At 67.8% G+C, this 26,060-nt stretch carries 24 protein-coding genes; 10 read left to right on the top strand and 14 right to left on the bottom strand.

Features of this window, described 5'->3' with window-relative positions; all coding sequences use genetic code 11:
* Positions 1 to 295: 295 nt before the first annotated feature.
* Both IJ15_RS0106525 and IJ15_RS0106530 read right to left on the bottom strand, forming a co-directional pair.
* On the bottom strand, positions 296 to 1,606 hold the full coding sequence (locus tag IJ15_RS0106525; protein WP_031937541.1) for a PhoH family protein: 1,311 nt from the start codon (positions 1,604 to 1,606) through the stop codon (positions 296 to 298).
* Positions 1,607 to 1,849: 243 nt separating this feature from the next.
* The gene (locus IJ15_RS0106530) at positions 1,850 to 2,866 is read right to left on the bottom strand and encodes an ABC transporter substrate-binding protein (protein WP_031937542.1); all 1,017 of its coding nucleotides are present in this window, start codon (positions 2,864 to 2,866) and stop codon (positions 1,850 to 1,852) included.
* A 134-nt stretch (positions 2,867 to 3,000) separates the two neighbouring features.
* Here IJ15_RS0106530 and IJ15_RS0106535 point away from each other — a divergent pair, with 134 nt between their 5' ends.
* Positions 3,001 to 3,615, top strand: coding sequence for a nucleoside/nucleotide kinase family protein (locus tag IJ15_RS0106535; protein ID WP_031937543.1), 615 nt, complete (start codon positions 3,001 to 3,003; stop codon positions 3,613 to 3,615).
* 51 nt (positions 3,616 to 3,666) lie between these two features.
* Here IJ15_RS0106535 and glyA read toward each other — a convergent pair whose 3' ends face one another.
* Positions 3,667 to 4,977 carry a serine hydroxymethyltransferase gene (glyA, locus tag IJ15_RS0106540; protein ID WP_031937544.1) on the bottom strand — a complete coding sequence of 437 codons (1,311 nt, stop codon included), beginning with the start codon at positions 4,975 to 4,977 and terminating at the stop codon, positions 3,667 to 3,669.
* 42 nt (positions 4,978 to 5,019) lie between these two features.
* Entirely contained in the window at positions 5,020 to 6,267 is a 1,248-nt protein-coding gene (locus IJ15_RS0106545) for a hypothetical protein (protein WP_031937545.1), read from the bottom strand.
* Between the two features lie 150 nt (positions 6,268 to 6,417).
* On the opposite strand from IJ15_RS0106545, the gene coaA reads away from it, so the two are divergent.
* The gene (coaA, locus tag IJ15_RS0106550) at positions 6,418 to 7,350 is read left to right on the top strand and encodes a type I pantothenate kinase (protein WP_031937546.1); all 933 of its coding nucleotides are present in this window, start codon (positions 6,418 to 6,420) and stop codon (positions 7,348 to 7,350) included.
* Between the two features lie 51 nt (positions 7,351 to 7,401).
* On the opposite strand, the gene IJ15_RS0106555 is transcribed toward coaA, so the two are convergent.
* Together IJ15_RS0106555 and IJ15_RS0106560 are read right to left on the bottom strand one after the other, a co-directional pair.
* Entirely contained in the window at positions 7,402 to 8,541 is a 1,140-nt protein-coding gene (locus IJ15_RS0106555; protein ID WP_031937547.1) for an EstA family serine hydrolase, read from the bottom strand.
* Positions 8,538 to 9,881 (bottom strand): flavin-containing monooxygenase, encoded by a 1,344-nt coding sequence (locus tag IJ15_RS0106560; RefSeq protein ID WP_031937548.1) that lies wholly within the window; start codon positions 9,879 to 9,881, stop codon positions 8,538 to 8,540. The genes IJ15_RS0106555 and IJ15_RS0106560 overlap by 4 nt, the downstream gene beginning before the upstream one ends.
* A 146-nt stretch (positions 9,882 to 10,027) precedes the next feature.
* On the opposite strand from IJ15_RS0106560, the gene IJ15_RS0106565 reads away from it, so the two are divergent.
* Positions 10,028 to 10,660 carry a TetR/AcrR family transcriptional regulator gene (locus IJ15_RS0106565; RefSeq protein ID WP_031937549.1) on the top strand — a complete coding sequence of 211 codons (633 nt, stop codon included), beginning with the start codon at positions 10,028 to 10,030 and terminating at the stop codon, positions 10,658 to 10,660.
* Between the two features lie 4 nt (positions 10,661 to 10,664).
* On the opposite strand, the gene IJ15_RS0106570 is transcribed toward IJ15_RS0106565, so the two are convergent.
* Positions 10,665 to 11,432 carry an isoprenyl transferase gene (locus IJ15_RS0106570; RefSeq protein WP_031937550.1) on the bottom strand — a complete coding sequence of 256 codons (768 nt, stop codon included), beginning with the start codon at positions 11,430 to 11,432 and terminating at the stop codon, positions 10,665 to 10,667.
* 181 nt (positions 11,433 to 11,613) lie between these two features.
* On the opposite strand from IJ15_RS0106570, the gene trhA reads away from it, so the two are divergent.
* The 5 genes from trhA (at position 11,614) to IJ15_RS25985 (ending at position 16,279) form a co-directional block, all read left to right on the top strand.
* Positions 11,614 to 12,282 (top strand): PAQR family membrane homeostasis protein TrhA, encoded by a 669-nt coding sequence (trhA, locus tag IJ15_RS0106575; protein ID WP_031937551.1) that lies wholly within the window; start codon positions 11,614 to 11,616, stop codon positions 12,280 to 12,282.
* Positions 12,283 to 12,392: 110 nt separating this feature from the next.
* Positions 12,393 to 13,880: a wax ester/triacylglycerol synthase domain-containing protein gene (locus IJ15_RS0106580; RefSeq protein WP_031937552.1), complete on the top strand. Its 1,488-nt coding sequence runs from the start codon at positions 12,393 to 12,395 to the stop codon at positions 13,878 to 13,880.
* A gap of 143 nt (positions 13,881 to 14,023) precedes the next feature.
* A complete protein-coding gene (locus IJ15_RS25980; protein WP_156112038.1) occupies positions 14,024 to 14,218 on the top strand; it encodes a hypothetical protein in 195 nt (64 codons plus the stop codon).
* A gap of 425 nt (positions 14,219 to 14,643) precedes the next feature.
* Entirely contained in the window at positions 14,644 to 15,666 is a 1,023-nt protein-coding gene (locus IJ15_RS0106595; RefSeq protein WP_031937553.1) for an alpha/beta hydrolase, read from the top strand.
* Positions 15,667 to 16,132: 466 nt separating this feature from the next.
* Positions 16,133 to 16,279, top strand: a complete 147-nt coding sequence (locus IJ15_RS25985) for a hypothetical protein (RefSeq protein WP_156112039.1) — start codon at positions 16,133 to 16,135, stop codon at positions 16,277 to 16,279.
* Between the two features lie 69 nt (positions 16,280 to 16,348).
* On the opposite strand, the gene IJ15_RS0106610 is transcribed toward IJ15_RS25985, so the two are convergent.
* From IJ15_RS0106610 to mca, 3 genes are read right to left on the bottom strand one after another with little or no spacing between them, the layout of a single operon-like run.
* On the bottom strand, positions 16,349 to 18,376 hold the full coding sequence (locus IJ15_RS0106610) for a thioredoxin domain-containing protein (protein WP_031937554.1): 2,028 nt from the start codon (positions 18,374 to 18,376) through the stop codon (positions 16,349 to 16,351).
* Positions 18,377 to 18,383: 7 nt separating this feature from the next.
* Positions 18,384 to 18,704, bottom strand: coding sequence for a hypothetical protein (locus IJ15_RS0106615; RefSeq protein WP_031937555.1), 321 nt, complete (start codon positions 18,702 to 18,704; stop codon positions 18,384 to 18,386).
* Positions 18,704 to 19,582 carry a mycothiol conjugate amidase Mca gene (mca, locus tag IJ15_RS0106620; protein WP_031937556.1) on the bottom strand — a complete coding sequence of 293 codons (879 nt, stop codon included), beginning with the start codon at positions 19,580 to 19,582 and terminating at the stop codon, positions 18,704 to 18,706. The genes IJ15_RS0106615 and mca overlap by 1 nt, the downstream gene beginning before the upstream one ends.
* 199 nt (positions 19,583 to 19,781) lie before the next feature.
* Between mca and IJ15_RS0106625 the strand changes: the two genes are divergently transcribed.
* Together IJ15_RS0106625 and greA are read left to right on the top strand one after the other, a co-directional pair.
* Positions 19,782 to 20,207 (top strand): DUF4307 domain-containing protein, encoded by a 426-nt coding sequence (locus tag IJ15_RS0106625; RefSeq protein WP_031937557.1) that lies wholly within the window; start codon positions 19,782 to 19,784, stop codon positions 20,205 to 20,207.
* Positions 20,208 to 20,466: 259 nt separating this feature from the next.
* Positions 20,467 to 20,961, top strand: coding sequence for a transcription elongation factor GreA (gene greA, locus IJ15_RS0106630; protein ID WP_031937558.1), 495 nt, complete (start codon positions 20,467 to 20,469; stop codon positions 20,959 to 20,961).
* A 221-nt stretch (positions 20,962 to 21,182) separates the two neighbouring features.
* On the opposite strand, the gene IJ15_RS0106635 is transcribed toward greA, so the two are convergent.
* The 4 genes from IJ15_RS0106635 to IJ15_RS26395 form a co-directional block, all read right to left on the bottom strand.
* Positions 21,183 to 23,051 (bottom strand): SEC-C domain-containing protein, encoded by a 1,869-nt coding sequence (locus IJ15_RS0106635; protein WP_031937559.1) that lies wholly within the window; start codon positions 23,049 to 23,051, stop codon positions 21,183 to 21,185.
* Between the two features lie 9 nt (positions 23,052 to 23,060).
* Complete coding sequence (locus IJ15_RS0106640; RefSeq protein WP_031937560.1) at positions 23,061 to 24,428, bottom strand: C40 family peptidase; 1,368 nt, start codon at positions 24,426 to 24,428, stop codon at positions 23,061 to 23,063.
* Positions 24,429 to 24,585: 157 nt separating this feature from the next.
* The gene (locus IJ15_RS0106645) at positions 24,586 to 25,740 is read right to left on the bottom strand and encodes a cystathionine gamma-synthase (protein ID WP_031937561.1); all 1,155 of its coding nucleotides are present in this window, start codon (positions 25,738 to 25,740) and stop codon (positions 24,586 to 24,588) included.
* Positions 25,741 to 25,779: 39 nt separating this feature from the next.
* The coding region (locus tag IJ15_RS26395) for a hypothetical protein (RefSeq protein ID WP_037135313.1) at positions 25,780 to 26,060 on the bottom strand (281 nt) is incomplete at its 5' end.

Consider the following 26,060-nt stretch of genomic DNA (forward strand, 5'->3'; position numbering starts at 1 on the left):
CCGCCATACCGGCCCCGCCGGACCCCACCACGACCACGTCGAACCGCTCTTCTCGATCCGTCTGCGCTGCCATATCCGCTCCTGATCCGAGTGTGAAAGTTTGCCCCCAAAATCTAGAACACGTTTCACTATTGATCAACGATTTGGCGCAGAAACAGCCCTGAGCAGGAACTACACCATCGCAGAGTGCGAATTGCGGACCAGAATCAACTACATTTCAACATCCGGCACCAATGGCCGAATGTCACATACGTTCGCTCCAACTGAACGCATGTGACATTCGGCCGTGAGCGGGTCAGGCGTTGGGACCGAATTCCTCGAGCATCTCGGTCACGAGGGCCGCGATCGGCGAACGCTCGCTGCGGGTGAGGGTGACGTGCGCGAACAGCGGGTGGCCCTTGAGCTTCTCGATGACGGCGGCGACACCGTCGTGCCGGCCGACGCGGAGGTTGTCGCGCTGGGCGACGTCGTGGGTGAGCACGACCCGTGACCCGCTGCCGAGCCGGGACAGCACGGTGAGCAGGACATTGCGTTCGAGCGACTGCGCCTCGTCGACGATCACGAACGAATCGTGCAGTGACCGGCCACGAATGTGCGTGAGCGGCAGCACTTCCAGCATGCCGCGGCCGAGCACCTCCTCCATCACCTCGGGGCTCGCGAGGCCGTCGAGGGTGTCGAAGACGGCCTGCGCCCACGGCCCCATCTTCTCGCTCTCGCTGCCCGGTAGGTAGCCCAGTTCCTGACCGCCGACCGCGTACAGGGGCCGGAACACGACGACCTTGCGATGGCTGCGCCGTTCGAGGACCGCCTCGAGGCCTGCCGTCAGCGCCAGGGCGGACTTGCCGGTGCCGGCCTTGCCGCCGAGGGAGACGATGCCGATGCTCTCGTCGAGCAGCAGGTCGAGTGCGACGCGCTGTTCCGCCGACCGGCCGTGCAGGCCGAACGCTTCCCGCTCGCCCCGCACCAGTTGCACCTGCTTGTCCGGGGTGACACGCCCCAGCGCGCTCGACCGCTCCCCCAGCAGCCGAATACCGGTGTGACACGGCAACTCCCGGGCCTCGTCGAGATCGACGACCCCCTCGGCGAACAGTTGGTCGATGACGCCCGACTCGACATCCAGTTCGGTCATCCCGGTCCACCCGGACGGGACGACGTCGTGGGCGCGGAACTCGTCGGCCGGGAGACCCACGGCGCCCGCCTTGACGCGCAGCGGGATGTCCTTGCTCACCAGCACCACGTCGCGACCCTCGGTGGCGAGGTTGAGCGCGCACGCGAGGATCCTGGAATCGTTGCTGTCCGTGCGGAATCCGACGGGAAGCACCGACGGGTCGGTGTGGTTGAGTTCCACCTGGAGGGTGCCGTTCTCGGAGCCGATGGGCACCGGGCGGTCGAGCCGTCCGAACTCGAGACGGAGGTCGTCGAGCATCCGCAGCGCTTCGCGGGCGAACCATCCCAGCTCGTGATGGTGGCGCTTGTCCTCGAGTTCACTGATCACGACCAGTGGCAGAACCACTTCGTGTTCGGCGAATCTGCTGACGGCCCACGGGTCCGAGAGCAGGACCGAGGTGTCGAGGACGTAGGTGCGGACGGAGCTGATTGCGGTCACGTGAGGCTCCTCGTTCGTCTGCGTGGCACCCGCGCAAACCTGTTCGCTGGACCGGCCGGGCCCGAGTGTCAGATGACACGAGGGCCGGGTGCCGGCCCCCTCGCACTGAATGTTCCAGTCACGATCAGGACCTCCCGTACAAGCAGCTTCGCCTGCTGCCTGTTACGCGCGACGCTACGCCTGCAGACTGATCGCCCAGCGCACGCGCCCGGCGTGTCGAGTGAAGTCCACGTGAACGACAGCTCACGTGAAGATCCGCTCGATGTCGTCGAAACGCATCTGGGTCGCGCGGGGCGAGTAGCCCGCTCCCCACAGGCTGTCGTCGACGTAGTGCACCCGTCCGGCACGAACTGCAGGGAGGCGCTCCCACAGCGGGTTCGCGGCCATCCGGGCTCTCGCGTCGTCGAAGTCGCCGAATGCGCTGACGATCACGACGTCGCTGGTGACGGTGTCGATCTTCTCCGCAGGAATCTCGATCGCGAACTGCTCCGGGGTCGGTCGGTCGCCGGGGAACCCGAGAGCGTCGAGCAACGGATCGACCTGGGTGTAGACGACACCGCCGTCACCGGCCCGTAGCAGAGCGACGGTCGGCAGGGATGCCTGCGCGGACAGTCGCGCACGCAGGTCGTCGCGGCGTCGGCGAGTCCGGTCCACGAGCGCGGCCGCTTCGGATTCCCGGCGCACGCCGACCCCGACGGTCGTGACGAGCCGCTCGAGTTCCGCCCATGTCAGGTAGCCGTTGAAGCCCGCGAAAACCGGCACACCGGTCGAAGCCAACTCGTTGCGTGTCTTTGTGAAGTACTCGCCGCCGTTGGTCAGCATGACGACCAGGTCCGGATCGGTTCCCACGATCGCCTCGAGGTTCCACGTGCCCGCCGTCCCGATGTTGGGGATACCGGCCGCCTCCGGCATGGAACGCAGCACGGCGTCACCCTGGACGCCGGCCTGCCCGAAGAAGCCACCCACGATCCGCTCCGCGGGCACGCCGAGATCGAGCAGGGTCGCCGCTGCGCTGACGTGAACGACGACGATCCGCCGCGGGTCGGCGGGAACGTCGATGTCTCCGTACTCGTCCCGTACCCCTACAAGTGCGGCGCTGCCCGACCCGGCACTCGTCTCGGAACCGGTCCTGCACCCGGCGACGACGGCGGTCATCGACACACCCAATCCGGCCAGGAATCCCCGCCGGGTCAGCGAGTCGACGATGGTGGCCCACTCACGGTCGTGGTCGGTGGGCGCAAGGGCAACGGAGACTGTCACGGAGAATCCTTCGAGTGGGCGGAATAGTTCCACAATTGTGAACCTCCCACGGGCCGAACGGGTTCCGTAGATGTACGCAGGATCGGCCGACCAGTGTCGCGGACACGCCGTCGACCGTCCACACTGGATCGGTGATGACCGCTTTCCGTCCCGTGACACCGGGCGCACTGATCGACCTGGTGGCCGACCGCGCCGCCGCCGGCCACGGCGTCCGTTCGGTCGCGATTTCCGGGGCTGATGCGACGGAGCCGGTGGGATTCGCCGAGCGGGTGGCCGTCCGTCTGCGGCTCTCCGGTCGTCCCGCCGCGGTGGTGTCGCTGCACGACTACGTCCGACCCGCGTCGCTCCGGTTCGAGCACGGTCATCGCGACGACCACAGCTACCGCACCGGATGGTTCGACTATCCCGCGCTGCAGAGGGAGGTGGTCACCGCGCTCCGCGAGCGGTGCCAGTGGCTGCCCCGGCTGTGGGACGAAGCCACCGACCGCTCGGCGCGGGCATCGGTCCTCGATGCCGGCCCCGGTCAGGTGCTCCTGATCGCCGGCCCGATGCTGCACGGGCGCGACCTCGGCACCGACGTCGTGGTGCGGCTGATGCACTCCCGCAGTGCGCTGGAGCGCCGCACTCCGCCCGACGACCGGTGGACGATCGATCCACTGCTCGAACACGACGCCGCGAACGACTCCGCAGCCGACATCGTGGTGCGCTACGACCATCCCGACCGCCCGGCGGTATCGGACGGACCGTGAACACGACGACGGCCCGCACCCCGTGGGGTGCGGGCCGTCGTGGACCGAGTATCAGGCCTTGGGCAGCAGGCCCCAGTTCTCCAGGCCGTCGTACAGCGGGAAGTCCTGGGCCAGCTTGGAGACGCGGGCACGCAGGGCCGGGACGTCGGCGTCGGCGCCGGCCGCGAGTGCGGTCGCGATGATGTCGGCGACCTCGGTGAACTCGGTGTCGCCGAAGCCGCGGGTGGCCAGTGCCGGGGTGCCGATGCGCAGGCCCGACGGGTTCATCGGCGGGCGCGGATCGAACGGCACGGCGTTGCGGTTGACGGTGATGCCGATCTCGTGGAGCAGATCCTCACCCTGCTGGCCGTCGAGCTGCGAGTGCCGCAGGTCGACGAGCACCAGGTGCACGTCGGTGCCACCGGTGAGGACGGAGATGCCGTTGCCGGCGACGTCGGCGCCACCGAGACGCTCGGCGAGGATCTTCGAGCCGGCCAGGGTGCGCTCCTGACGGGCCTTGAACTCGTCGGTGCCGGCGATCTTCATCGCGACTGCCTTCGCGGCGACCGCGTGCATCAGCGGGCCGCCCTGCTGGCCGGGGAACACCGCGGAGTTGAGCTTCTTCGCCCACTCCTTCTTCGCCAGGATCATGCCGGAGCGGGGGCCACCGAGGGTCTTGTGGACGGTGGTGGAGACGACGTCGGCGTGCGGGACCGGCGACGGGTGCAGACCCGCGGCGACCAGGCCGGCGAAGTGCGCCATGTCGACCCACAGCTTGGCGCCGATCTCGTCGGCGATCGAACGGAACGCCGCGAAGTCGAGCTGACGCGGGTACGCGGACCAGCCGGCGATGAGGACCTGCGGCTTCTCGCGCAGCGCGGTCTCACGGACCTGGTCCATGTCGACGACGTGGGTGTCCTCGCGGACGCCGTACGAGGCGACCTCGTACAACTTGCCGGAGAAGTTCAGCTTCATGCCGTGCGTGAGGTGACCACCGTGGGCGAGGTCCATGCCCATCAGCTTCTCGCCCGGGTTCATCAGCGCCATCAGCACCGCGGCGTTGGCCTGTGCACCGGCGTGCGGCTGGACGTTGGCGAACTCGGCGCCGAACACTGCGCAGGCGCGTTCCTTGGCGAGGTTCTCGACGACGTCGACGTACTCGCAGCCGCCGTAGTAGCGGCGTCCCGGGTAGCCCTCGGCGTACTTGTTGGTCAGCACGCTGCCCTGGGCCTCGAGCACGGCCCGAGGAACGAAGTTCTCCGACGCGATCATCTCGAGAGTGTCACGCTGACGCGACAACTCACCCGCCATCGCGGTGGCGACCTCGGGGTCCAGTTCGGCGAGGGACGCGGTATTCACGTCGGAGGCAGGCACAGCAGTCATCAGCGAATCTCCAGGCTGGATTGCGGAAGTATCCCCCTCAGTCTAAGGACGGCCTCCGCCGAGCATCGAGGCGGCTCCGTCTGCCCTCCCGAGGTCGTCGCGCAGTGCACCCGGCGTGAGGGGTTCGTCGAGCAGCCGACGGAACCGCTCGGACCGCCGCGGGCCGACGGGTGACTGTTCCAGCCAGCCGCCGAGCAGGCGATATCCCTCGACGTACGTGCTGATGTACGCCCGCCACAGCGGCGACGACAGGAACCGCAGGCTCTGCCGCGCCCGCTCGGGGCTCGACAGCGTCCAGCGCTGCAGGAACGCTGCGACGTCGTCGGCACTCGCGCCCCGGTCGTGCAGCAGCAGCGCCGCGTCCTGCCGGACCGACAGCAGCCCGCTCGACGCGGCCGCGAGTTCCTCGGCCCGCTCGCCGTCGAACCGCAGGCCCAGATCGGCGTAGATCTCCTGCGCCCAGGCGCCCCAGCCGGCCGTCCCGACGATCGACTCGAGCGCCAGGTCCGCGAGTCCCTCCGCCATGAGGCACTGCGGGGTGTTGACGACGAACAGGGTCTGCTCGAGCTGCCCGGCGCCCACCAGCCCGGCCTCCTTGCGGCAGTGCTCGGTGTGGTGACCGGGGTACGACTCGTGCGCGATCAGCCGCGGCAGGTTCGACATGTGCTGGTCGAGGTCGGAGTTGATGGCGACGGTGGAGCGGTAGCCGCCGAGGTAGTAGTTGAACCCGGACCACGGCTTGTCGCCGACCACCTCGTAGTCGACCTGCTCGTGTTCGGGCAGCGTGTACTCGGCGCGGACGCGGTCGCGCAGCGCGCTGTCGAATGCCTCGACGCAGTCCCGCAACCGATCCGGTGGGATCCGGTCGGCCGCGCGGTGCGCCTCCATGCGTTCGGCGAGGGTCCCCGGTCCGGGCAGGGCGGCGTCCATCCGGCGATGCGCGTCGCGGTACTGCTCCTCGTCGCCGGGCGTGATCCGCACGTCGAAATACGCTGCGACCTCGTCGACGAAGCCGATGTCGTCTCCGGCGAACTTGCGTGCCGAGCACTCCAGTGCCGTCAGGTGCGCGTCGAGGAACCTCGTCCGGTCCTCGCTCAGTCCCGCCGACGGCAGTTCGGCGCGCAGGGCGCGGGCATCGCCGACGAGGGTTCGCGGGTCCGGCCGCGCCTCGTTCTCCACCTGACGACGCAACGCCGGATCACCGGTGTAGGCGTCGACGAAACCCTCTTCCAGGCGGTCGAAACGCAGGCCCAGCAGGAGGTATTCACGCACGAGTGTGTCGAGCTCCATGGCCGCTGACACTAGTCGTTTTCGGTATGAAGTGGACCCGGAGGAGCGGCGGCCTGTGGCTGCGAGCACAATTTGGCTCATGCACCTGCCTCCCCCCAGCACGCGCATGCACCGATCGCAGTCGAAGCCACTCTCCCGAGAGGTGCACCGATGGCACGGGTGAGCGAGTCCAGCCCCTACGTCGAGTTCGACCGCAAGCAGTGGCGAAAGCTGCGCAAGTCGACGCCACTGGTCCTGACCGAGGAAGAACTCGTCGGGCTGCGTGGTCTCGGCGAGCAGATCGATCTCGACGAGGTCGCCGAGGTCTATCTCCCGCTCGCGCGTCTGATCCACCTGCAGGTCGCCGCCCGGCAGCGACTGTTCGCCGCCACCGCAACCTTCCTCGGCGACAAGCACCCCGACCGTCAGGTGCCGTTCGTGATCGGCGTGGCCGGCAGCGTCGCGGTCGGCAAGTCGACCACCGCCCGCGTCCTGCAGGCGCTGCTCGCCCGCTGGGAACACCACCCCCGGGTCGACCTCGTCACCACCGACGGATTCCTCTACCCCACCGCCGAGCTCACCCGACGCGGCATCATGCACCGCAAGGGATTTCCCGAGAGCTACGATCGCCGCAAGCTGCTGCGATTCGTCACCGAGGTGAAGTCCGGTGCGGAAGAAGTTGCCGCCCCGCTGTATTCACACACCTCGTACGACGTGATCCCGGGCCAGCACCATCTCATCCGTCAGCCCGACATCCTCATCATCGAGGGTTTGAACGTGCTGCAGACCGGCCCCCGGCTGATGGTGTCGGACCTGTTCGACTTCTCGATCTACGTCGATGCCCGCATCGAGGACATCGAGGCCTGGTACATCAAACGGTTCCTGGCACTGCGCAAGACGTCGTTCGCCGATCCCAACGCGCACTTCCACCACTACTCGGCGCTGTCCGACGAGCACGCGACCCTCGCGGCCGAGGACATCTGGAACTCGATCAACCGGCCCAACCTGGTGGAGAACATCCTGCCGACCCGCCCGCGGGCGACCCTGGTGCTCCGCAAGGACGCCGATCACACCATCAACCGCCTGCGGCTGCGCAAGCTCTGAGGGATCCGGGTGTCCTGCGCGTCCCCCGTGCGGCGCGCAGGACACCCGAGTTCACAGCGCCGCGTACGTCCGGGCCACGTATTCCTCGGTGCGCGGCGCCCCGAGGAGTTGCGGGGTCATCTTGTTCATCACGTACGCGAACGTCATCCGGCGGTCCAGGTCGTTGACGACGATCGATCCGCCGTAGCCCGTCCACCAGCACACCCGCCCGGCGGGAATCGAGGGGTGGATCGCGGGAGCCGGTAGGGCATACCCGAGCCCGAACCGCAGTGCGGCCCCGAGCACCTGGTCGACGCCGTCGGCCTGGACGTCGAGGACACGATCGACGGTGTCCGCACGGAGCAACTGCTCCCCGGGCAACGTGCGCCCGCCGTGCGAGATCACCGACTGGGCGCGCGCCACCGAGCGGGCGTTGCCGTGCCCGTTGGCACCGCCGATCTGGGCGCCACGCCACCGCCTGCTCGACGTCTCCGGGATCGGGATCACCGGATTGGCCATCGTCTTGACGAAGACGCTGTCCGCCGGCAGCGACGCGTAGTCGAATCCGGTGGGCGGCGGCGCGATCAGCGGCGCGACCCGCGGGTCCACGTCGGCGGGCGTGCCGATCAGGTAGTCCGCGCCGCACACCGCCGCGACGTCGGTCGCGAAGAACTCGCCGAGACTGCGCCCGGTGATCCGGCGGACCAGACCGCCGACGAGGTGCCCGTAGTTGGTCGCGTGGTAACCCGACGTGGAACCCGGCTCCCACCACGGCGCCTGCTCGGCGAGGAGGTTCTCTGCGAGGACGTCGTCACAGATGTCGGCGACCGTCACCGGACGCTGCCACCCACTCACCCCCGACGTGTGCCCGAGGACGTGCCGCACCAGGACGCCGTCCTTGCCGTTCACGGCGAACTCCGGCCAGTAGCGCGCGACCGGGGCGTCGACGTCGAGCAGGCCACGGTCCACGAGAACGAGTGCGGCCAGCGCCGTCATCGTCTTCGTCAGCGAGTACGTGTTGACGACCGTGTCCTTGACCCAGCGGGCGCCGCTGTCGACGTCGGCGACGCCGCCCCACAGGTCGACGACGATCTCGCCGTCACGCACGACGCACACCGACGCGCCGATGTCGGTGCCGTCGTCGAGGTTGCGCTGCAACAGGTCTCGCAACCCGTCGAACTCGGGCGCGGCGAACCCCTCGACGGGCGTCACCGCGCCGCCACCGGCACGCGCTCAGCCCGCTTCGCACCGGCCACGATCTCCTTCTTCAGGTCCCGCACGTACCGCGCGAAGTCGACCTGGATGGTGTGGCGGGGCGTCTGGTAGTACTGCGCCAGGCTCGCCGCGTCGTCGACACCGATGATGCGGCGCATCTCGTCGGCGGTGGGCGGCACGTAGCTGCCGTCGAGCACCCCCGCGACGAGCTTGCTCTGCTGCTCGGCGAGATTGACGATCGTGGGCGACGCCTGCGCCAGACCCATGAAGAACAGATTGTCGACGCCGGGCTGCATGATCCGCTTGAACAGCGGGAACCGGTGCTGCGCATCGGGTTGCAGCGACGGATCGTCGAAGAACGGGAAGCTCATGTTGTATCCGGTGGCGCACACGATCACGTCCGCCGGGATCCTGCGGCCGTCGGTCAGGCGGACGTGGTCGCCGTCGAGCGACTCGATCGCCGGCACACACGTCAGGTCACCGGATCCGGCCTTCGCGAGGAAGTCGATGCTCACCGACGGATGCGCGCCGAGGGGTTCGTGGTCGGGTTCGGGCAGGCCGTAGTCCTGCATCCGCCCCAGCGACTTCTTGATCTTGCGGCGGGCGATGCTCAGGCCCAGCTTCTTCGGCATCCACGGCGGCATCATCATCTTGTCGGCCGGCTTGCCCTCGCGGTACTTGGTCAGCACCCAGACGCCGCGGCGTGCCGACACCCATACATGCTTCGCGATCGAGCGATGCGAGAGTTCGGAGGCGATGTCGAGTGCCGAGTTGCCCATGCCGACCACGACGATGTTCTTGCCGCGCATGTCGATCGGGTCGAACGCGTTGAGGTAGTCGTGGCTGTGGATGATCCGGCCGTCGAACCTGCCCGGATACTCCGGCATCCGCGGATCCCAGTGGTGCCCGTTCGCGACGACGAGGGCGTCGTACCTGCGGGTCTCACCGATGTCGAGCGTGACCGCCCACGTGCCGTCCGCGTCGCGGACGGCCTTGTCGACCATCGTGCCGAACGTGATGGTCTCGCGCAGACCGAACTTCTCGATGTAGTCCCGGAAGTAGCCGTGCATCAGCGAGTGGTGCGGAAAGTGCGGCCAGTCCACCGGAACCGGGAAGTCCTCGAACTGCAGGCGCGTCGACGACGTGTCGATGTGCAGGCTCTCGTAGCACGACGACATGCCCGTCGGATTCTTGTAGTACCAGTTGCCGCCGACGTCGTCGGAGGCCTCGAAACAGTCGTAGGGGATGCCGTGATCCTTCAGGCGCTTCGCAGTGGTGAACCCCGAGCATCCGGCACCGATGATGCACACCTTGGGCAGTGGTGACTGTGGGGGCATGGATGTTCCTCTCCCGCGCTCGAATCCGACCTCTCACCTGACAGAACGTGATCTGCGTCATAGAACCGGATTCACTGACACGCTGTCAAGCGAAAGCCCGAGGGACCGGCACGGCCGGATCCGTACGATGCGATCGGAGGTGCGAGGTGAACGAGACCGGAGTCAGGACCACAGGGGACAGAAGGCCGACACAGCGCGACGAACAGAAGCGGGTCACCCGGCTCCGACTGCTGGACTGCGCCCGCGAACTGTTCGCGGCGCACGGCTACGCGGCCGTGAAGATCGACGACATCACCTCGGCGGCGGGCTGCAGTCGCGCCACTTTCTACCTGCACTTCACCGGGAAGACCGATGTCCTGCGCAAGATCGGTTCCGAGGCGATGGAACCTCGTGCGGCGTCGGTCTATGCAGACCTCGACGAGGTACTCGACAGCGGATCCCGCGACGAGTTCGCACGTTGGGTCGGCCGGGCCGTCGACTGGTTCGATCGCAACCGCGCGATCCTGCCGGCCTGGGACGAGGCACTGGTCCTCGAACCGGAATTCCGCGAGGCGGCACGCGATGCGATCTCGGCGCTCCCGAGCGCGATGCCGTCATACCTGGCGCGGTGGGGAGTCGACCGTGAACAGGAGGCCCGCCTGCGGATCGAACTCCTCGTCACCCAGCTCGAACGATTCTTCACGCGGTGGGCCGTGCAGGGCACCATCGAGGTCCCCCGCGATCAGGCCGCGGAGATCCTCACCGACGTCTGGTTTCCCGCCCTGTCGCCACCGGCGTGAGTGGTCAGGTGCCGAACCGGCGATGCCGCGCGGCGTAGTCGCGCAACGCGCGCAGGAAGTCGACCCGCCGGAACTCGGGCCAGTACGCCTCGGTGAACCAGATCTCGGAGTACGCGCTCTGCCACAACAGGAATCCCGACAGCCGCTGCTCCCCCGACGTCCGGATCACCAGATCCGGATCGGGCTGCCCCGACGTGTAGAGGTGCGCGTCGATGCCCTCGACGCTCATCGCGTTGACGAGGTCGTCGCCCGTCAGCCCCTCGTGGAGCTTCTCGCGCAGCAATTCCTGCACCGCGTCGGCGATCTCCTGCCGGCCGCCGTAGCCGACCGCGACGTTGACGTGCGTCCCGGTACGTCCGCGGGTGCCCTCGGCCGCCTCGCGCAGCCGACGGGCCTGATCGTCCGGGAGCAGGTCGAGCGTTCCGACGATCTTGACGCTCCAGTTCTGCCCCGGCGCCGAGATCTCCTCGACGACATCGGTGATGATCTCGAGGAGCGTGTCGAGCTCTTCGGGTTCGCGGCGCAGGTTCTCGGTGGAGAGCAGGTAGATGGTGGCCATCTCGATGTCGGCCGCATCGCACCAGCGCAGCAGTTCGGCGATCTTGCGCGCACCCATACGGTGCCCGTGACTGACGTCGGTGAACCCGTTCTCCCGCGCCCACCGGCGATTGCCGTCGCACATCACCGCCACATGGCGCGGGTGCTGTAAACCGTCGAGACGGCGCAGGAGCCGTCGCTCGTAGATGCTGTACAGCAGGCCGCGCAATTTCACCTGGACATCACCACGGGAAGAAAGACTACGCCGCGAACCTCAGCCACCGACGACGGCGGTCACAGTGTCGCGACGGAGACCTTCGTCACCGCCACAACAAGCTACCCGTCCGTAGGTTACGGTTGCGTAGGTTTGGTGGCGCGGACGGTTCCACCAGGTGGAACGACGACAGGGGCACCACATGACGGCACTCGGGTTGGACGACCTGCCGGTCAAGCCGCGCATGCGTGGCTGGATCCACGCCTGGTCGCTGGTGGTCGCGGTCCTGGCGAGCGCCGTCCTGGTCTCGCTCGCGTACGCGAAGGAGTCACCGCGCGCCGGACTCGCGACACTGATCTACAGCGTCACCGTGTGCGGCCTGTTCGCGGTGAGCACCACATACCACCGCGTCCACTGGCACACCGTGCGTGCGCGTACGTGGATGAAGCGAGCCGACCACTCGATGATCTTCCTGTTCATCGCCGGCAGTTACACCCCGTTCGGCATGCTGGCACTACCGCCGCGCACCGGAGCAATCCTGCTCACCGTCGTGTGGTGCGGCGCCCTCGCCGGTGTCGCCCTGAAGATGCTGTGGCCCACCGCTCCCCGCTGGGTCGGAGTCCCGCTCTACCTCCTGCTCGGGTGGGCCATCGTGCCGGTGGCCGGGGATCTCGCCCACGAAGCCGGCGTTGCACCACTGGTCCTACTCGCGATCGGCGGCGTCCTCTACAGCGTCGGCGCCGTCCTCTACGCCACCAAGTGGCCCAACCCGTGGCCGCAGACCTTCGGACATCACGAGTTCTTCCACGCCGCCACCGCGGTAGCGGCACTGTGCCACTTCGTCGCGGTCTGCCTGGTCGTGTTCGGTTAGCGAGGCTGCCCGATCCCCCTTTGCGGAGTTTGCGCGGAAGGTCCCCGAAACGCCCCGGGGCGTGGGTTCACCTGCTTACCCTGAGCGGATCTGACCTGGGAGGGAGCCTTGTGACAACGACCGAGCAAGCAGTGGGTGGCATCACGCGGTTGGCACCGCAGGACGCCGACTTCGTCTATCAAGAGGGCGAGAACCACATCTCGAACTCGACGGGCATCTACATGTTCGACACCACCGCCGAGGCCGCGCCGATCACGCAGGCCGAGGCAATCGAGTGGATGCGGCCGCGACTCGGCTACAGCGGAGTCTTCACCCGACGCCTGCGGCACATTCCTCTCGCCCTGGACTATCCGTTCTGGGTTCCGGATCCCACCCTCGATCTCGCGAAGCATGTGATCGTCGAGCCGGTCGACGGACCGGGTTGGGATGCGTTGCGCCACCATATCGCCCGATTCTCGGGCAAGTCGCTCGATCTCACCCGGCCGCCGTGGCAGCTGCACTTCCTGACCGGCGTCACCGACATCGACGGCCTGCCCGATCGCATGACGGTTGCGGTGCTGCGCTGCCACCACAGTTCCGGCGACGGACTCGCGGCGCGCGACCTGGGGCTACGGATCTTCAGCCGCTCCGAAAGTCACCCGCCCGTTCCGACGACGTCGGCGAACTGGTTCACACCTGCGGAATTCGTCAAGGCCATAGGCCGGCTCCCGCAGCAGTGGCGCGACTTCCGACAGGGACTCACCTCGTCGGGGGATGCGGCACGCCGAGTCGCCGAACAGGTTGGGGCCGGCACGATCGCCCCGGCTCCCCGGCCGCGACCCGCGACCCGCTTCAACACGGCAATCACGCCGGACCTCACGTTCGACGTCGTGAGCTTCCCGCCCGAGGACATCCGCGCCGTACAGGCAGCGGTCGAGGGCGTGACCTTCAACGACGTCCTGCTGACGACGATTTCCGGCGCCCTCGCCGCCTACCTGACCGAGAAGGGCGAAACGCCCCCGGGTTCACTCTCCACGCTGGTACCGATGTCGATGCGAGGCACGCGCCCCGGCGTGGCCGACCATCCGGACGGGAACCGTGCGAACCATCTCGCGTTGATGGCGGTGGACCTCCACACCGACATCGACGACCCGGTTCGACGGCTCCGAGCCATCAATGCGTCGGTCCGCGCCGAGAAGGAACGGCACCGGAACCCGGACGTCCAGGAAGCCGCATCGCGGCTCGACACGTCGCCGGCCTGGCTGCTGAAGCTCGTCATAGGCCTGAAGGGTCTACGCAAACAGCCCGAAGGAACGGTCGAGACCATCAACACTATGGTCAGCAACATTCCCTGGGCCGGCGACGACATGGTCTTGCGCGGTGCACCTCTCGTCAAGAGCCTCGGCATTCTCGGAATCATCGACAAGGTCGGGCTCAGACATCTGATCGTGTCGCATCACGGCGACGAGATCGAGATCTCGTTCTGCAGCGACACCGCGATGATGCCGGACACTGTTCGTTACAAGTCCCTCCTCAACGAGTCGTTCCGCTCCCTGATCGAGAGCGCGGCGACGGCCGGCACGGAGGGACGTTCCTCTGAATCCCGAGAACTTTCCTGAAACCGACCCGCCAGCATGTGATCCGTTGTTACCGTTCGACTGATCACAGGCAATCAGCTCGTGATACACGGAAACCGATGTGCGATCCGAATTGTGTGCGCGATTCGGAACCGAGCACCACATCACATCTTCAGGAGGCGGAAATGGGTTCACTCGAAGGCCTTATGGGCGCGATCTTGGGAAATGGGGGACTCGGCTCCCTCGTGGCCGACGGCCTGCTCCCCGCGTTCCTCGGCTCGGCTCAGACCAGTGTTGATACTGTCCTCGGCTCGGTGGGTGCGCTCGTCGACATCGGCTTCGGCTCGATCGACAGCTTCTCCGCCGCCCCGGTGAAGTAACAACACTCCGAGCTCACAACCCAAGCGATTGACCGCCTCGGCCGACTGGACTTTGGTGATGAAGTCTCGGCGGGACGTGCCGTGTCACCCGCTTTGAATCGGCAGATCGAAGGAGAATCATGGGATCCATCTACGAAATTATCGGAATTGGGACCGCGAGCCTGAGCGCACAGGTGATGAAGGGGATCGGTTCCCTCTTCGTCCTCAGCGGCTACCCCGCCGAGGGCCCGCCGAAGTAAGTCGGACACTGGTGCACTGAGCACCTCATCGGGGCCCGCGCCGTCTGCGCGGGCCCCGATTCATGTCTGTCCGGCGCTGGACCCCACTCCGGGGCATACTGCGATGACAACGTGCACGAATCCGTGACCGACGATTGCGCCGTCGCTGAGCGACTGAATGAATCGAACTGGGGAGAGCGAACAATCATGCAGCGGAAGAACATCCGAGCACTGTCCGCCGGCCTGCTGGCGGCGGGGTTTCTCGCTGCCCTTCCCGCAGTGGCGGCGGCCGAACCCGAGATCGGGACGGTCGTGCCGGACTACGTTCAGGTGTCCGCGGATGCGCAGCCGTCGATCACCAGCATCACGTCGGTGGACGATCGCCTCCTCCTGCTTCAGGTCGCCTCGCCGGCAATGCGCCGTGAGGTGCCGGTCAACGTGATACTGCCCGCCGATCAGAGCCTGCCCCGTGGCGTGCTCTACCTTCTCGACGGCAACTCCGGCCAGGTCGACAGCAGCAACTGGCTCGATCGAACCAGGGGCAACGCGGAAGACTTCTTCGCCGACAAGAACGTCAATGTCGTCCTGCCGGTCGGCGGTACCGGAACCCTCTTCACCGATTGGGCGCAGGACCACCCCACGTTCGGACGCACCCAGTGGGAAACATTCCTGGCGAAGGAATTGCCCCCACTCATCGACGCGGAACTCGACACCAACGGCCGCAACGTCATCGGCGGAATCTCCTCCGGCGCACAGGGGGCCATGATGCTGGCCGCACGCAACCCCGAACTGTACGACGGTGTCGCCGGCTACAGCGGTTGCTACGTCACGGAAGGCCCTGGCGCACCGATCCTGACCGACCTGATCGTCATGAACGGCCTGGCGACATCGGACATGATGTGGGGACCGCAGGGCTCCGACGCCTGGCGCGAACACGACCTGTTCCGCAACGCCTCCGCACTCGCCGGCAAGAAGGTGTACCTGTCGTCGGGCAACGGCCTGCCCGGCCCGCACGAATCAATCAACCAGCAGGGCATCCAGGACCGCGTTGTCGTCGGCGGCCTGCTCGAGGCCGGCTCCAATCTGTGCACCGACCAACTGGCGCAAGCACTTCGAGATGCGGGCGCCGACGTGACCCGCAGTGCCCAACCGGTCGGTGTGCACGCGTGGCCCTACTGGCAGGACGAACTCCGGCGCTCGTGGCCGATGATCGACGAGACGCTGCGCTGAATCCGGAGATCCGTTCACCCGGCCATGGCTCCACCCAGCGACCAGACAAATGACCAATCATTTGTTTGCATTCGTCGAAATGGGAACGACCGCAGCGTTTCCGACGGCGAAATCGAGTCGTCGAAGTTTCACCGAATTCGCCACATCAGCATCATTAGGTTGATACCTTCACTCCGGTCACAAGCACACAGGCTTGTGACCGAGCATCGGAGCAGGCACGCGTTCGACTGCGTGCAATTGCGCCACCCGCATTCACGTTAGGAGAGTTACATGGCTTCGCTCGAGGGAATCTTCGACGGACTCGGTTCGCTGGACGCACTCAAGGGCCTGTTCGCCACCATCACGGGTTCGGTCCAGGGCATCTTCAACAGCTGACCTGCTGACACCGAACACCTCGCTCCTCTCGAGGAGCGTCACCACCGTGTAGAGCGGCACGGCCGCACTACAACCCTTATGGAGGCACACCATGGGCTCGATCACCGACCTCATCGCTATCCCCGTCGGCAGCGCCGACGCCGTCATCACCGGCTACATCAAGTCGGTCGACCAGACCATCCAGGGCCTGACCACCTGGTTCGCCGGCGTCACGGGCAACCTCGGCGGCAGTCTGTAGAACCGCGGGATTCCCGGACGGGAATCGCAGGAACGGGCCGTGCGGTGAATCCGCACGGCCCATTTCGCGTCAGTCCCTGTCCACCCGCTCGCGCAGTTCCTCGACACCCGTGACCGGCCTGTCACACACCGATCCGCGGCACACGTATGCGGTCGGGACGCCGTCGATCTGCGGTCTGCCGGCGAGCAGCGGCATCGAATCGGCACGGCCTGCGACAACGACGGCGCCGCCGGGAGCGAGACGCCGCGCCTGCCTGGACAATTCGGACGATTCACTCTCCGCCACCGCGATCTGCATCGGCCCCCGCACCGATGCCTCCGCGACCGCGAGCCAGTGCCCCGCCGAGCGGGGTGCCCGCTGCAGGACCACCGCCGCGCGGGACAGTGAATCCGCTGCGGCCGCTGCGTACTTCGACGATCGGTCCGCGTCCACCAGTACCGACGCGGTCAGCAGGGCCTCCGTGATGGCCGACGCACCCGACGGTGTCGCGCCGTCGAGCGGATCACGCGGTCGGGTCACCAGCGTCTCGGCGTCGTCCGCGGTGTCGAACCAACTGCCGGCCTCGTTGCGATCGGCGAAGTGCTCGATCGCGGCGTCGAGCAGGAACGTCGCCGCGTCCCGCCACTCCGCTGCCCCCGTGGTCTGGTGCAGGGCGAGCAGTCCCGTCGCCAGGGCCGCGTAGTCCTCGAGGACCCCGGCGGGCTCCCCCACCGCTCCGGCGAGGGACGCTCGCCGCAGACGTCCGTCCACCACGTGTGTCGTGAGCAGGACGCGGGCACACTCCTCGGCCGCGCGGACCCATTCCCACCGTCCGAGCGCCGCACCGGCCTCGGCCAGCGCGGTGACGGCCAGCCCGTTCCACGCCGTGACCACCTTGTCGTCACGGCCCGGCTGCGGTCGCCGGGCGCGCGCGGCGAGCAGTCGGGCCCGGACCTCGGCGAGACGCTGCCCGTCGGACGGGTCCACCGGCAACTGCAGGACCGACGCGCCCCGTTCGAACGTCCCCGCGTCGGTCACCGCGAACATCTCGGCGGCCCATGCACCATCGTCGGCGCCGAGGACCTCGACCAACTGTCCCGGCGTCCACGAGTACGTGAGGCCCTCCTCGCCGTCGGTGTCGGCGTCGAGCGCCGACGCGAACGCCCCCGCGGCCGTGCGCAGGTCGCGCAGCAGGAATTCGACGGTCTCGTCGGCGACGCGGTAGGCGAGCTCGGAACCCGTGCGGCGGGCGAGGTGCGCATAGAAACGCAGCAGCAGCGCGTTGTCGTAGAGCATCTTCTCGAAGTGCGGCACCACCCACTCCGCATCGACGGCGTAGCGGGCGAAACCGCCACCCAACTGGTCGTAGATGCCACCGCGCGCCATCGCGTCGGCCGTGCGTTCGACGGCACGCAGCGTCGGTTCGGCGCTGCTCCGCTCGTACGAACGGAGCAGTCCCTCGAGCAGCATGGACGGCGGGAACTTCGGCGCACCCCCGAAGCCGCCGCGCTCGCGATCCTCGTCGCGCAGGACGTTCGCGACGGCACCCGACAGCAGGGGAACGTCGACGGGAACCCCACCGAGCGGCAACGCGCCGGCACTGCGGCGCAGTTCGGCCACCACCGAGGCCGCGGCGTCGTCGACGTCACCGCGCCGCGTCCGCCACGTGTCGGTGATCGCGTGCAGCAGTTGCGTGAACGACGGCATCCCGCCCCGCGGCTGCGTCGGGTAGTAGGTGCCGCAGTAGAACGGGCTGCCGTCCGGGGTGAGGAAGCACGTCATGGGCCAGCCACCCTGCCCCGTCATCGCGACCGTCGCATTCATGTAGATCGCATCGAGGTCGGGGCGTTCCTCCCGGTCGACCTTGATGCACACGAAATTCTCGTTCATCACGGCCGCCGTCACGGGGTCCTCGAACGACTCGTGCGCCATCACGTGACACCAGTGACACGCCGCGTACCCGACGGACAGCAGGATCGGCACGTTGCGTTCCCGCGCCCACGCCAGGGCCTCGGGCCCCCACTGGTGCCAGTGCACCGGATTGTCGGCGTGCTGGCGCAGATACGGGCTCGTCGCATCGCCGAGCGTGTTCCGCTCGCGCAGCCCCGGCCCGGTCACGACGGTCCTAGCTCGTCGGCTTCGCGGGCGGATCCTGCTTCGCCTGCTCGCCGGCATCCGGGCGACTCGGCTCGACGACCTCACTGATCACAGCACCGCGATCGGTGCCCTCGTCCGCCGCCTGATCGGCCTCGGGACGCTCCGGCTCGAAGTTGTCCGGCAGCTTCCGCAACTGCTTGTTCATCGAGCGAACCAGCAGAACGGTGCCGACGAGCAGCGCCACGATCAGTACCAGCCCGATCGGGGACGCCTTGCCGAACTCGGGTCCCTGCGGGCTGCTCGGGGTACTGATCCCCTGCGCCAGCAAGTCCCACGCCAACGTCGTCATCACTGCTGTTCATCCTCCACAATGCCTGCGAACAGGTCGTTCTCCGGGATGGCGGTGCTCACCCGGGTCTTGGCCAACTCGAACTCCTCGGTGGGCCAGATCTTCTGCTGGATGTCCAGCGGAACGGCGAAGAACGACCCGTTGGGATCGATCTGCGTCGCATGAGCGCGGAGCGCGTCGTCCCGCTGGGGGAAGTAGTCGCCGCATGTGATTTGCGTCGTCACACGGGCCATCATGTCGCCCTGCTCGGTCTTCCACTTCTCGAGCCACTCGGACATCGGGAAGTCCTCGCCGCGGCGCTCGTACTCGTCCCGGAACTGGACCAGGCGCTTACGGATGAACCCGTGCGAGTAGTAGACCTTCTGCACCTCCCACGGCTCACCGGCGTCGGGGAACTGCTCCGGGTCACCGGCCGCCTCGTAGGCGGCCATCGACACCTCGTGGCACTTGATGTGGTCGGGGTGCGGGTAGCCGCCGTTCTCGTCGTACGTGGTCATCACGTGCGGACGGAACTCGCGGATGACCTTCACCAGCGCCTCGGTGGGAACCTCGAGCGGTTCGAGCGCGAAGCACCCCTCGGGCAGCGGCGGCTTGGGGTCGCCCTCCGGCAGGCCGGAGTCGACGAACCCGAGCCACATCTGCTGCACACCCAGGATGCGGGCGGCCTCGGCCATCTCCTCCTGACGCACCTCGGTCATCCGCTCGCGGATACCCGGGACGTCCATCGCCGGGTTGAGGATGTCACCACGTTCACCGCCGGTCAGGGTCACCACGAGCACCTCGTTGCCCTCGGCGGCGTAACGGGCCATCGTGGCCGCACCCTTGCTCGACTCGTCGTCGGGATGGGCATGAACTGCCATGAGTCGGAATCCGCTCACGTGTGTCTTCACCTCAGCTTCGCGTGTCACCGGCGTGGCGTGTCACCTGCAGTCGTCGAGCGCTACCACTCGTAGGTCGCCGTTGTCCTTCCCCTATAGTTCCACCTGACACATACGACCGTCTGTCGTACCCCCGCTACGCGCGGCAAACAGCGACTCCGACGGCACCGCAGAGCACCACCCCGGCGAGAGCAGAGTGATGAGCAGTACGCCTCCGACCGACCGCTACGGGTCCGCCCGCCGCACGTCCGGCCCGATCCCCTGGGCCAAGTGGCTCCTCACGGGCCTCGTCGTCCTCGCCGGCGTCGGTATCGCGTCCATCGCCTACACAAAGTTCTCCGTCAAGGACGTCGAGGGTGAGCAGATCGCGTACGACAAGATCGACCAGACGACGATGAACATCCAGTTCACCGTGACACGCGACGACCCGTCTCAGCCCGCCGTCTGCATCGTCCGCACCCGCTCCAAGGACGGTTCGGAGACCGGCCGCCGCGAGGTCTACGTCGAGCCGTCGAAGTCGGAAACCGTGGAGATCACGGCCCCTGTCCGCGCATCGCAGCCGCCCGCCATGGGCGATCTCTACGGTTGCAGCCTGGACGTTCCGGACTATCTTCGCGCAGGCTGACAAGTGGACCGATCGGTCTTCGTTCGAAGCGGTCGACCCACCTCATCGTGCTAAAATGAGTCGATACACGGTTCCACTCGGAGCCGTGTATTGCTGCATTGACGGCAGGACGAGTCTGCTCACGATACGGGCGTGCCCGCGATCTTCACCACGGACATTCGCTACGGACATGAGTCGACCCTGCCCGTTGATCGCTGCTGTTCGCAGTGATCTGCCGAGGGAGTCCACCCGGACTTCGACTACAAGGGAGTGATCGAGAATGACCGAGACCCAGGTGACCTGGCTTACTCAGGAGTCTCACGACAGGCTCAAGAGTGAGCTCGACCAGCTCATCGCCAATCGTCCGGTCATTGCCGCCGAGATCAACGAGCGTCGCGAAGAGGGTGACCTCAAGGAGAACGGTGGTTACCACGCCGCTCGTGAGGACCAGGGCCAGCAGGAGGCGCGCATCCGCCAGCTGCAGGAACTGCTGAACAGCGCAAAGGTCGGCGAGGCCCCCACGCAGTCCGGCATCGCACTGCCCGGCTCCGTCGTCAAGGTCTACTACGACGGCGACGAGTCCGACACCGAGACCTTCCTGATCGCGACCCGCGAAGAGGGCGCCCGCGACAACGCCCTCGAGGTCTACTCGCCCAACTCCCCGCTGGGCGCCGCCCTGCTCGAGGCCAAGGTCGGCGAGACCCGCGAGTACACCCTGCCCAACGGCAGCCTGATGAAGGTCACCCTCGTCAGCGCGGAGCCGTACCACGGCTGATCCAGCCCCCGAGACCGACGAACCCCGGCCGAGCCTCCCCGCTCGGACCGGGGTTCGTGCGTTCCCCCCTGCGTGACGTCCCGACAACCGGCCCTCCCCGACCGGGATCTGTCGGCCCCACATCTACTTCGACGTGACGGTGCCCCGATCGGTTCCCCCGACTTGCCGAGGCTTCTCCGAGTGCCGAGGCTTCTCCGAGTGCCGAGGCTTCTCCGAACGACTCAGCCCAGGACGTCGATGACGTCCTCGGGCGTCACGCGCTCCCCGGACAGCACCTCGAGCACCGCGCCACGCCGGTCCGCCGGCACCGGCTCGGCGCCGCCGAGGATCTGCGTCCGCTCCCCCGTCGGCACGACACGCGCGCACAGCAGGTCACCGACGGCCCATTCGCCGTCGACCACGGCGGTGTCCCCGGTCCGCAGGTCCCGCAACGTCACCACCGACTCGTCGGACGCGGTCACCTCGTGCACCGACCGCCGCACCTGCAACCAGCGTCCGGCCAGCTCGAGTTCATCGGCGGGCAGCAGCACCCCGCGACGTCCGACGAACAGCTCGAACAGTCCACCCTCGAACAACGCCACATCGAGCACCAGCGGCTCCTCGAAGGCCTGCGCGATCGCGTGCTCGTCGCCTTCCTGCCCGGCCCGTCGCTGCGCCAGTTCCAGCACCAGATCGAACAGCACCGTCGACTGGGCGTACAGGCCGGCCTTCTCGTACAGCCAGTGGGCCCGATCGTCGAGCGTGCTGTCCGACTTGCCGAGGTGGCACACCTTGTACTTGCGGCCGGACCCGCACCAGCACCGGTCGTTGCGGCCGAGTTCAGGATGCTCGGTGGGCGCGAACCGGGTCAGGACGTCGTACAGGCGCTCGCCGGCGCCACCGTCGATGCGACCGAGCAGCGACAGCCCCCGCTGGGCGTCGCCGCGGTCCGACGCGATCTGCGCCAACTCGAACAGTGCCGGTGTCCACGCCTCGTCCAACGCGGCGGCGTCCGCGAACTGCCGCTCCGCTTCGAGCACGTCCCCGAGCGTGTCGGCGGCCATGCCGGCCAACCAGTGCCCGGATGCCCTCGCCCGCCGCGGCCCACGGTCGGCCACCGCCGACGCCGTCGCGTACAGGGCGGGAATGAAGTCGTCCTCCACCCCGTTGATCAGGTCCAACGCAGCCGCAGCCGCGGCCGGATCCTCCAGTCCCACAAGTGAATCCCCGAGCGACCCGACATACTCCAGCACGGCCGGGGCGTCGAGTTCGTCGTCGTGCACGACACCGACGCACTGGACGAAGGTCACCACCGCGTCCGCCTCGTCGGGGTGCAGCTCGTGCTCGCGCGCAACCATCGCGATATGGGTCGCGAGACGATGCGCCTCGAAGTCGAATCCCCGGGCCGCGATGTAATCGCCCTCCCGGTCGTACCCGGCCGCCTCGATCAGCTCCCCGAGCGGCGCCGTCGGCACCGCACAGAGAGTGTCGTCGTCCACAAGAAGTTGCCAGACAACGGTTTCCAGATTATCGGCGTTGTCCGGACCGATGATCCGGTCGAGGCCCCCCGACAGGTCGGGCGCGGCGGCGAGTTCGCCGTCCACCCGCGACAACTCCAGCGACCCGTCGCCCCGCACGGCCACCGCGACCACGTCACCAGCCGAACAGCCTTGCAGCGCAGCGGTTCCGAACAGCAGACCCGACCCGTCCGGGAAGTCCTCGTCCGAAATCCCCAGTGCCGCGATCTCGTCGGCGTCGTAGTCGGAGAACAGCACCCGCACCGGGCCCTCGTCGTCGGCCATCGCCAACAGCACCAGCGGCGCCAGATCCGGTTCGGCGTCCAGCAGTCCCGACCCGAGCTCGCTGCCCGTCAGCCGATGCGTGAACACCCGGCCGCCGAGCAGAGTGTCCAGCACGGCATTGCGCCCGTCCGCGAGCAGCACCACCAGCGGATGATCGAGCAGTTCGACGAACTCGGTCATCTCCGGCGCCGTGCCGTGACCGGCCGAGGCGAGACGCTCCGCCAAATCCTCGGATGTCAGGGGGCCGGCCTCCCGCAGTACGGAGATTGCGGCGGCGGTCAGATCGCGGGGTTCGGGCGTCACACTCACCCCGCGATACTAGGCCAGCACCCGGCGCGCCTTCATGCCGTCGAAGACGGGACCGACCTTGACCACGTCGCCGAAGGTGGGGGCGTGGACCATCATCCCGTTGCCCATGTAGACGCCGACGTGTCCGGGACCTCCGGCCTGCCAGTTGCCGAACACCAGGTCGCCGGGCTGCGCCGCGGCCATCGGGATCTCGGTACCGACACCCCACTGCGTCTCCGACGTGCGCGGCAACGCGACCTTGCCGCCACTGGCCGCGAACACCGCGAACGACGTCAGACCCGAGCAGTCGAAGCCACCCATCGACGGTCCGCTGATGTTGCCGCCACCCCACACGTACGGCAGACCGAGGTAGCGCATCGCCAACTGCACGATCGAACCGCCGATACCCGACGTCGGCAGCGCGACGTTGCCGAGGTCGAGGTTCGCGAACGGGGACAGCAACTGCTCGAACTGCCCCTCCGACGCGCGGATCTTCTGCACGTAGGGCCCGCTCTGATCGGCGGCGTCGTCGATGCCGGACGGCACGCCGCCCGCCTTGCGGACCGCGCGGGTGCCGGCGTTGAACGCGGCGAGCGCGAGATCGAGGGTGTCGCCCTGGACCAGGCCCTCGTTCTTCCACGCCTCGACCTGGGCGTAGTTGTCGCACAACATGTGCCCCGCGGCCATCACCGAATCGGCGACACCGAGGATGTCGGCGGTGCCGTCACCATCGGCGTCCTTGCCGTACTTGGCCCACTCGCTTGGCATGAACTTCGCCGGACCTCGCCCACCGGCGAGCGACACGGGCGCCGTCGGACCGTAGCGGAAGTCGTTCTCCACCGAGAACAGTGCCGCGAGGGTGGGCGCCTTGACGCCACCGCAGATCTCACCGGCCTGACGCAGCCACGGCGCGAACACCGCGATGGACCCCACCTGACTCAACCCGATGTTGGGGGGCAGGATCGCGGGCAGCGACGGCAACGTGACGCCGCCGATCCCCGGCAGCGTGATCGCCGGTGCGGCACCCGCGACCGGGGCCGGGACGGCCACGACCGGCGCCAGCGGGGCCACAGGCGCGGCCGACGGCGGGACAGGTTCGGGCGCGGCGGGATCCGCCGCAGGGGCCGCCTCGGCCGACGGCTGCGCTTGCGGATCCTTCGGGGCCTCGAGCGCGGGGATGAATTTGACGAGATCGGTGGCCGCCTGCTGCCGCATCTCCGGCGGGAGCAGCGCCACGATGCTGTTCACCGGCTCCACGAGCGGCGGTGCCGCCTGCTCGACCACGGGCACCTGCGGCGCTTCGGGAGCCGGATCCGGTGTTGCATTCGCCACCGCCGGGAACGCGACACCTGTTACTGCTGCGACAGCCACGATGGCGGCTGCGGGCTCCCATGTCATACACCGCTCCTGGGGTCGTGCTTGATCCGAGGACTCACGGTAACGGGCAAACCGACTGCCGCGGGCGGGATTCAGGAAACCCTCAGTGTTTCGCGCACTTGTCGTCGGCGAGCATGCACCGGACGCGACGACAAGTGCGCGAAACGCGAGGTCAGGATCAGCCGAGCGCCTGCTCCACATCGGCGAGCAGATCCGCCGCATCCTCGATGCCGACCGACAGACGCACCAGATCCTCGGGCACCTCGAGCGCGGATCCGGCCGTCGACGCGTGCGTCATCGCACCGGGATGCTCGATGAGGGACTCGACGCCGCCGAGCGACTCGGCGAGCGTGAAGATCTGCGTGCGCGAGCAGAAGTCGAGCGCGGCCTGCTTGCCACCCTTCAGCCGCACCGAGATCATGCCGCCGAAGCGTCGCATCTGCTTGGCCGCCACCGCATGACCCGGATGCGACTCGAGACCCGGGTAGATCACCTGCGAGATCGCGGCATGCCCGGTGAGCAGGTCGACGATCTTCTCCGCGTTGTCGCTGTGCCGTTCCATGCGCAGCGCGAGCGTCTTGATGCCGCGCATGGTCAGGAAGGCGTCGAACGGCCCCGGAACCGCGCCGGCACCGTTCTGCAGGAACGCGAACTTGGTGTCGAGTTCCTCGTCGTTCGTCACGAGCGCCCCGCCCACGACGTCGGAGTGCCCGCCGATGTACTTCGTCGTCGAGTGCAGTGCGATGTCCGCGCCCAGTTGCAGCGGCTGCTGCAGGTACGGCGACGCGAACGTGTTGTCCACCACCAGCTTCGCGCCCGCGGCATGCGCCACCTCGGCGATCGCGGCGATGTCGCCGACGTTGAGCAGCGGGTTGGTGGGGGTCTCGACCCACACAAGCTTCGTGTTCGGACGGATCGCCGCGCGGACCGCGTCGACGTCGGACACCGCGGCCGGGGTGTACTCGATGCCCCACTGCGTGAAGACCTTGTCGATGAGACGGAACGTGCCGCCGTAGGCGTCGTTGGGGATCACCAGGTGATCGCCGGGGCGCAGCAGCGACCGCAGGACACAGTCCGTCGCCGCCATGCCCGAGCCGAACGCCCGTCCGAACGTGCCCGACTCGAGCGCCGCGAGGTTCGCCTCGAGGGGGCGGCGCGTCGGGTTGCCTGTGCGCGCGTACTCGAAACCGCCCCGCATCCCGCCGACGCCGTCCTGGGCGAAGGTGGAACTGGCGTAGATCGGCACGTTGACGGCGCCGGTCTGCGGATCGGGTTCGTAGCCCGCGTGGATGGCCCTGGTGGAGAAACCGCTGGAGAATCCCTGCTCACTCATGGCGACCAGCCTAGCGACCGGACCCCGAATGTCCTCGGCTCAGCCCGCGATCACTTCTCCGACGGCCACCAGGACGTCCACCAACTGCCGGCGCGTCAACTGTTCTCCGCTCCCGACGTGGACGGACACCAGTGCGCCCGGCATCGCGAGCGCGAGGTCGCCCGTGCCGAGCGGATCGGAGACGTACCCTCCCAGGCGCGTCGCGGCCGCCGACTCGACCAGCTGCTCCGGCTTCGACTTCGCCAAGTACTCCTGAACCCGCGACAACTCGTCGGCGGACTTGTCCGACGCGGACAGGGAGACAGCGAAATCGTCCGCCC

This window comes from Prescottella defluvii, assembly GCF_000738775.1.
Taxonomy (GTDB): Bacteria; Actinomycetota; Actinomycetes; order Mycobacteriales; family Mycobacteriaceae; genus Prescottella; species Prescottella defluvii.